This is a genomic window from Helicobacter pylori (assembly GCF_003636935.1).
GTDB classification, from domain to species: domain Bacteria; phylum Campylobacterota; class Campylobacteria; order Campylobacterales; family Helicobacteraceae; genus Helicobacter; species Helicobacter pylori_CH.
The window spans coordinates 47,150-53,757 of sequence record NZ_MVVH01000011.1 but is presented as its reverse complement, the minus strand read 5'-3'; the positions used below and the strand labels follow the sequence as shown (position 1 = coordinate 53,757).

The following is a 6,608-nucleotide window of genomic DNA, read 5'->3' as shown; positions in this document are numbered from 1 at the left end:
CTTTTTATTATTCCCTCTTTCATTAACCCTTTCATTAACCCACACCACATTTTTCAACCATTTGATTCCATAAGCCCCATTTTTAAATCAGTGGGGCTTACAGAGTTAAATTCAATACAAGGAGAAGTGATGGCAAAAGTAGAAGTGGAGTTAAAAAAACTCTATCAAATTTTAGTGGATGCTGAATATTTTTATCAGGTTCCCGATTACCAACGCCCTTATGTGTGGGATAAAGATCATTTAGGGGCTTTGATTGATGATTTGGTGGGCAGCTATACAAACAATAGAGAAGATGAGTATTTTTGCGGCTCTATTGTGATTGCTGAAAATCCAAAAGATAAAAGATGGGATGTTGTGGATGGCCAACAACGGTTAACGAGTTTTATCATTCTGGCTTGCACGATTTTAAGGCTTTATAAAGATAGTCTTGGACAAAAATCTAAAGCTTTTATTGAAGAGAGTATTTATGACAGATACGATAAAGAAAAAGAGCGTCTGAAATTCTTAACCGCTCAAAATTACAATAGTATTTTTGAAAACACGGTATTAAACCATTTGGAGTTTGAAGACAATATTAAAAAGAGCGAGTTGAATAAGAAATTTGAAGAAAACACTTATTTGCGTAACGCTTATTATTTCAAGGAGCTATTGAATGAGAGCATAAAAAATGGTTCAATAAGCGATATGGATGATTTTGTCAAGTGGTTTTATGAACACATTGTTGTAACCAGGATCATTTGTTTTGAGCAAGACAGCGCGATGCAAATCTTTCAAGTGTTAAACGACAGAGGTCAACCCTTAAGCCCTATTGATATTTTAAAATCCAGTTTAATGCAAGAAATCAAGCAAGATAGTGAAAAGCGTAAGGATTTTATAACCACTTGGGACAAATTGGTTGAAGCTTGCAAGAGCGTTGAGGGCGTGGATATTGATTTGGAAGACTTTTTTAACATGTATTTGGAATACGCCGATCCTAGCGCCTCTAAAAAGAGAGCCGATAAGGGATTAAAAAAGGTGTTCAAAGACAGCAAAAAAGACGCTTGCGGGTTCATCTATGAGATCAGCGAGTTCATGAAAGCCTATACCGCATTGCTAAAAAAACAAGATCGATACATTTATTTATTAAGATACCTTCCCTCTAGATTTTGGGCCAGTATTTTAACGACCTCCCTTTATGTCAAATACCCTGATTTTGACGCTTTGAAAAGGCTTTTAGTGTCTTATTATTACCAAACTTGGATTGCAGGAGGCACGATCACGCGCATCAAGCAAACGAGTATCAACATTATCAAAAACATTAAAAGCAATAAGAGCGTTGAAACCATCAAAGAGCTTGTATTGGATAATATAGAATCTTATAACACCTTTGACCAATACTTCTATAATTTGTGGGAGAGCTCTTCGGTTTATCTTAGCAAATGGGTGCGTCCTGTCTTAGCCCTCGCTAATTATTTCATGACGGATGAAGAGAAACCTCATTTTATCGCTATGGATGCCGAAACCCAAGTGGAGCATATTTTGCCCCAAAATCCCAAAAAAGGCAGTCAGTGGAACGCGGATTTTAACAAAGAAAAAAGAGAAGAATGGGTGAATAATATCGCGAATTTAACCCTTTTAAAGCGTAAAAAGAACGCAAAAGCCTTAAATGGGGATTTTGATGAAAAAAGAAAAATCTATGGCGGCAAAGACACAAGCAAAGCGATTAGCTGTTATGACATCACTAAAGAATTGTATAGCAGTTATAGAAAGTGGAATGAGAAGTCCCTCCCAAGAGCGATACGACTTTTTGTATGAAATTATCACGCCTGTTTTGCACATAGAAGGGCAAGAAGAGGAATATGAAGGGGAATATGAAGATGATTTTGATCTAGAATGATTGAAAATCATCAAGCATCAAAACAACAAAGGGGATAATCAATGCCTAAAAAAGAACCATTAAAGATAGCAAAGAAAAGGATTTTTAAAGACTTCTTAAAAGAAGCCAAACAACACCGCCCCATTGTTTTTTATACAGATAATGATTGTGATGGCATGTTAGCTGGCAGCGTTTTAATGTCTATGTGTTACAGACTGGGTATTAAAGATTTCTTTTTCTTTAGCCCCTTAAGGAATGCGCATGGCTATGGTTTCACCGATTTAGCTATAAATGATTTATTGTCTCAACCTTGTATCTTTAACCCTAAAACCAACCAATTAGTCCGCTTGGATTATATTAAAAACCAATTCCAAAAAGACCCCTTATTGTTTAGCGCTGATTTGGGGGCGGATTTAGTTTCTAACACAGAATTACAAAAAATCTTATTAGAACATTTTGAACAATGCGTTATTACAGACCACCATAAGAGTTTTGAAGTTGATTTGATGGATGGAAACAAAATCGCCTACATTAACCTGAATGATGGAAAAGACGCTAACTATTATAGTGGGGCTTTCACAAGCGCTTTAGCGTTTAGTCAAATCTTTCAAACGAAAACCACTCCTTTAGAAGAAGAATTGATCGCTATCACGCTTTTAAGCGATCGCATTGATTTGGATCATGGGGATAATTTGGATATGGTTTTGAATTTAGCGCCAGTTAAACATGAGCACATTCAATGCTTCTTCAAAGATAAAGATCTTTCTTTAGCCCAAGACGATTTGGATGGAATTTCTAACTTATACGGCTTTAATTGCATCAATTATATCAACGCTTTAAGCCGTTTGAGTGGGGCTAGAGAGTTTAAGGGTTGTTATGATAGCTATTTGCATTATCTGGTTTTAAAACATTTCAATCCCATAAGCGATCCGCGCTTAAGCACCTTTAACATTAAGGAATTCAAAAGATACAACGACATTAAAAAGAAAATGGTGAAAGAGAGCGAAGAAAACGCTCAAATTTTTTCTTGTAACAAAATATTAATGGCTGTCTTAGATGAAAGCTGTTCTATTAAAGTAGGTGTTAGCGGTTTAGTGGCTGATAACTTTTTAAAAAAATATTCTTTCAACCATTCTGTTTGTATCTATAAAGACAATAAAGACGGGTATAGCGGTAGCGCTAGAGGTGGTGGGAATTTTTTAAGCCAGATTAAAACCATTCCTTTAATACAAGCTGGCGGGCATGAGGAAGCTTTTGGGTTGAGCTTTGCAAAAGAGGATTTTAAAAAAGTGATCAAAAGCTTACAAGCCTTATAAAGTCAAATAACGCTAAGGCTGAATTTAAAAAAAGGACTTGACATGTTATTGGATTATGATTTTTTATTGTTATTGAATGATGAGAGCGGGAATCCAACCAGATACTACTATTTGTTACAAGATTTTGAAAAGGATTTTGTGGCTAGTAAAGTGGCTCAAAACAGAACGAAGCGATTCGTTAAGGAGATCATTGGGATAGAGAAAGCCTCTAAAGCTAAAAACAGCGCCATTGAAGTTTCTAACACGAAAGCTTCTGCTATTAAGAACGGAACGATTGGAAGCGGCGATCTTAAAAAGGTGTGTGAGAAAATCAAAAGCGGGCTACCCTTTGGGATCATCTCAGCCTTTAAACCCTTTAAAGACGCTTTTTACAGGGATTTCAATAATAATGAGCAAAAATTACTGATAGGTGCAGCTAAAAGCGGTTGCATTCAATCTAGCGCTGACAAACTGGCTCAGTTAAAAACACGCTTACTTTATTGGCAGGACAAATCCGTTAAAGTGGATTGGGATAAACCCATTGGGATTAAGGACTTCTTTAAAGGCAATAATTACCTCTATAGGAGGCTTTGTTTTTTATTGGGGAAGCATTTTATGGATAGATTTTTAAAGAATAACGCTAAGGCGAGCGTGAAAGACTTTATGTCTAGTAAGGAGTTTGTCGCTAAATACCGATACACCCCTAAGCAAAATACAGAAAGAGCGAAAAAGCTGCAATCGTATTTAGAGAATAAGCGTGATTTTATAGGGTTTATTCAAACATTTAATTCTTTAAAAGACAACCCGCAAGATCCTTTTTTACCCAATGAAGAAACGAGCTTTTTGGTGTTCGCTAATGAGCCTACTATCATCTTTAATTTAAGGGACTATTTATTGGTGTTAGCGCAAATATTCAACCAACAAGCGATCTGTTATTGTGAAAGCAAATGCCCTATAGAATTAATCAACGCTTCACCGGGTAAGGACTTTAACAAGACACAAGATAGCTTCCCAGACATCAAATTCTCAACACCCAATCAATTAGAACAATCCCTCAACGATCTTAAAAACAAGCTAAGCGCATTCTTTTCAAAACACCCTGATAAACATAACGGCATGGAGTTTAATGAAATAGCTAAAACTCAAATAGAAGCGCTTTATATGCCGCAATCTAGCGATAGTTTTGATGATTTTCGCGAGCATCTTGAAGATAGTATTAAAAGTTTTATCAGAGCGAAAAAAAATCGTTATGGTTTTCCTAAAATCTTTGATGTTACAGACATAGAACAAGAAGAGAGGGAAGTCATTGAATGGCGAGAAAAAAAGAGAGCGTCAAAACAAAGTTATAAACAAAACCTTCAAATCAACAAAATCGCTAACGATTTAAAGCGTGATAAGGTAGTGGATAAAAGAACGATTCTAAGCGTGATAGACGCTGATATGGAGCGTGGTTTTATCCCGCCTAAAGATTTGTTAAAGCAATTAGAAAAAATCAGCGCTTCTCTTTCTAAAGACATCGTAATAGCGATAAAGCAAGTAGAAAAATTAGAGCTTAACTACGCGCTAATAGACAATATCCAACACAACACGCTTGATGACACGCTTGATTTTACCTTTATTATTGGGGATTCTTTGAGCGTTCAGTCGCTTTATGTTACCTTTCATCTTGTGATTGACATGGATAAGCCTATGAGCGAGCAGTTCCTCAACCATATTGGGAAATTGGGGAGTTTTGAATCTAGAGAGCGAGCGTTAGAGGGGGTGCGATTAACACAAGCTAAACTGATCGTTGAAACGCCCAGAGAAGCACTAAAAAATGCGGAATTATCACAAATTGAAGAAATATTGACTGGCTGTATTTTTAATGGCGCTTACCGCTTACAAGACGATCTTAAAAAAATAAAGTTGGATTAAATTAAAGGAGTAAAACATGTTAAAAGGGCATAAAAAATTTTATTTTCCAAGGTATTCTAGTTTTGGTTATTCTTGCGAAATCAGACCCTTTGAAAGCCATAGAAAAGTGAAAGACTTTTTGAAGTCCTTTTACAATAAGGAATACGAAAAAATTGCCGAGCATTACCGCAAAGGCATAGGCGTTAAAAAGGATTTAAGAAAGGCTAAAAAATACTTTTTTAAAGACAAAGAACAAAAAGATTTTTTAGATAAAAAAGAGACAAAAGAGCGTGAAGAAAGCACTAAACTAAAAATTGCAACATTAAAAAACAAGCTTGAAAAAGAGCCGCACGATACAGAAATCCTTTTAGAGTTAGGGGAAATCTATGCTCGTGATCTAAAAGATTACAAACTGGCCATGGAGTGTTTCAAACAAGCTTTACCAATTTTAGAGAAAGAGCCAAAAGATGATTATAAACTCGCATGCGCTTATGAAACCGTGGCATCATATGGAGCAAAAAAGCTTAATACTAATGAGTGCGATAAAGAAAAACAACCTGATTTTAACAAACTCGCCCTAGAGCACTATCAAAAAGGGGCTGAACTCAATAATGCACCTTGCTGTGTGGCTTTAGCCAATCGTTATGAAAACACATTTTATTTTTGTGAGAACAAGCCAATCAGCGATGCGCTTAAAAAAGCCAAAAAAATGCTTTTTTACTACCATAAGGCTAGAGATTTAGGCTCTATTGAAGGGCTAAATGGTTTGATTGGCATCTATCGTTATGGCTTAATTTATGATGTTAGAAAAATAAAAAGTAAAGTTATCATTCCTAAAAATACCCCTAAAGCGATTGAATATCTTAAAGAAGCTCTTTCTCTCAGTGATAGCGAAAGAAAGGCCGATTATTACCACGCTTTAGGAAGCATCTATAGTTATAAGAAGAATAAGAAAATCCTGGATTATGACAAAGCGTTAGAATATTTTTATAAAGAATTAGAATACCGCCCTAAAACATTGCGTAGTTATTGGGATGCTTGTTTATTAGAAATCGCGCAAATCTATAGAAAAAAGGGGGATTTAAAGAAATTTTTAGAATTGAATTTAGAAGTGTTAGCTTTTTATAACACGCATCAATATTTTAAGATACTTGGAAGCAAGAGAAGGTATTTAGAAAGGTATTATTCGAACCAAAAGGGTTTTGCTAACCCACTAGGGCATACCATTAGCCTGTGCCACAAATTGGGTCAAAATACGGATACAGTCATTACTTATTTAGAGGGTGCGGCAAATCGTTTTGACTTTTTGTATCACAAGTTTTTAGGCGAGATTTTTGAATACGCTAAAGGCGTTGAAATGGATTTAAAAAAAGCGTTATTTTACTACCAACAAGGAATTAGAACGTTTTGCGAATTAAAAGAGAGAAAGAAATTACAAGCATGTGAAAAAAGGGTTCTAGAAAAAATCAAGCAATATAAAGGGCAATAGACATGAAAATTTTAAGCAAAATTGAAACCACAACAAGGAGGAACAAGCCATGCCAAAAAGATAAAAAACACTAAAA

General features: G+C 35.5%; 3 protein-coding genes and 2 pseudogenes. All 5 read left to right on the top strand.

Translation table 11 applies throughout. The features are described 5' to 3' along the window. A pseudogene (locus tag EAL87_RS08270) lies at nucleotides 1-185 on the top strand (hypothetical protein); the annotation flags it as partial. Further along, nucleotides 130-1,876: pseudogene (locus EAL87_RS06680) on the top strand (DUF262 domain-containing protein). The pseudogenes EAL87_RS08270 and EAL87_RS06680, both read left to right, overlap by 56 nt. 41 nt (nucleotides 1,877-1,917) lie before the next feature. Then, complete coding sequence (locus EAL87_RS06675) at nucleotides 1,918-3,171, top strand: DHH family phosphoesterase (RefSeq protein WP_120913886.1); 1,254 nt, start codon at nucleotides 1,918-1,920, stop codon at nucleotides 3,169-3,171. Between the two features lie 42 nt (nucleotides 3,172-3,213). Then, complete coding sequence (locus tag EAL87_RS06670) at nucleotides 3,214-5,064, top strand: hypothetical protein (protein WP_120913884.1); 1,851 nt, start codon at nucleotides 3,214-3,216, stop codon at nucleotides 5,062-5,064. A gap of 16 nt (nucleotides 5,065-5,080) precedes the next feature. Next, complete coding sequence (locus tag EAL87_RS06665; protein ID WP_120913882.1) at nucleotides 5,081-6,532, top strand: SEL1-like repeat protein; 1,452 nt, start codon at nucleotides 5,081-5,083, stop codon at nucleotides 6,530-6,532. The last annotated feature ends 76 nt before the right edge of the window (nucleotides 6,533-6,608 follow it).

Bases quoted from the DNA above. Each gene is read 5' to 3' on its own strand.
- EAL87_RS06670 (WP_120913884.1), top strand. From the start codon at position 3,214: ATGTTATTGGATTATGATTTTTTATTGTTATTGAATGATGAGAGCGGG.
- EAL87_RS06665 (WP_120913882.1), top strand. From the start codon at position 5,081: ATGTTAAAAGGGCATAAAAAATTTTATTTTCCAAGGTATTCTAGTTTT.
- EAL87_RS06675 (WP_120913886.1), top strand. From the start codon at position 1,918: ATGCCTAAAAAAGAACCATTAAAGATAGCAAAGAAAAGGATTTTTAAA.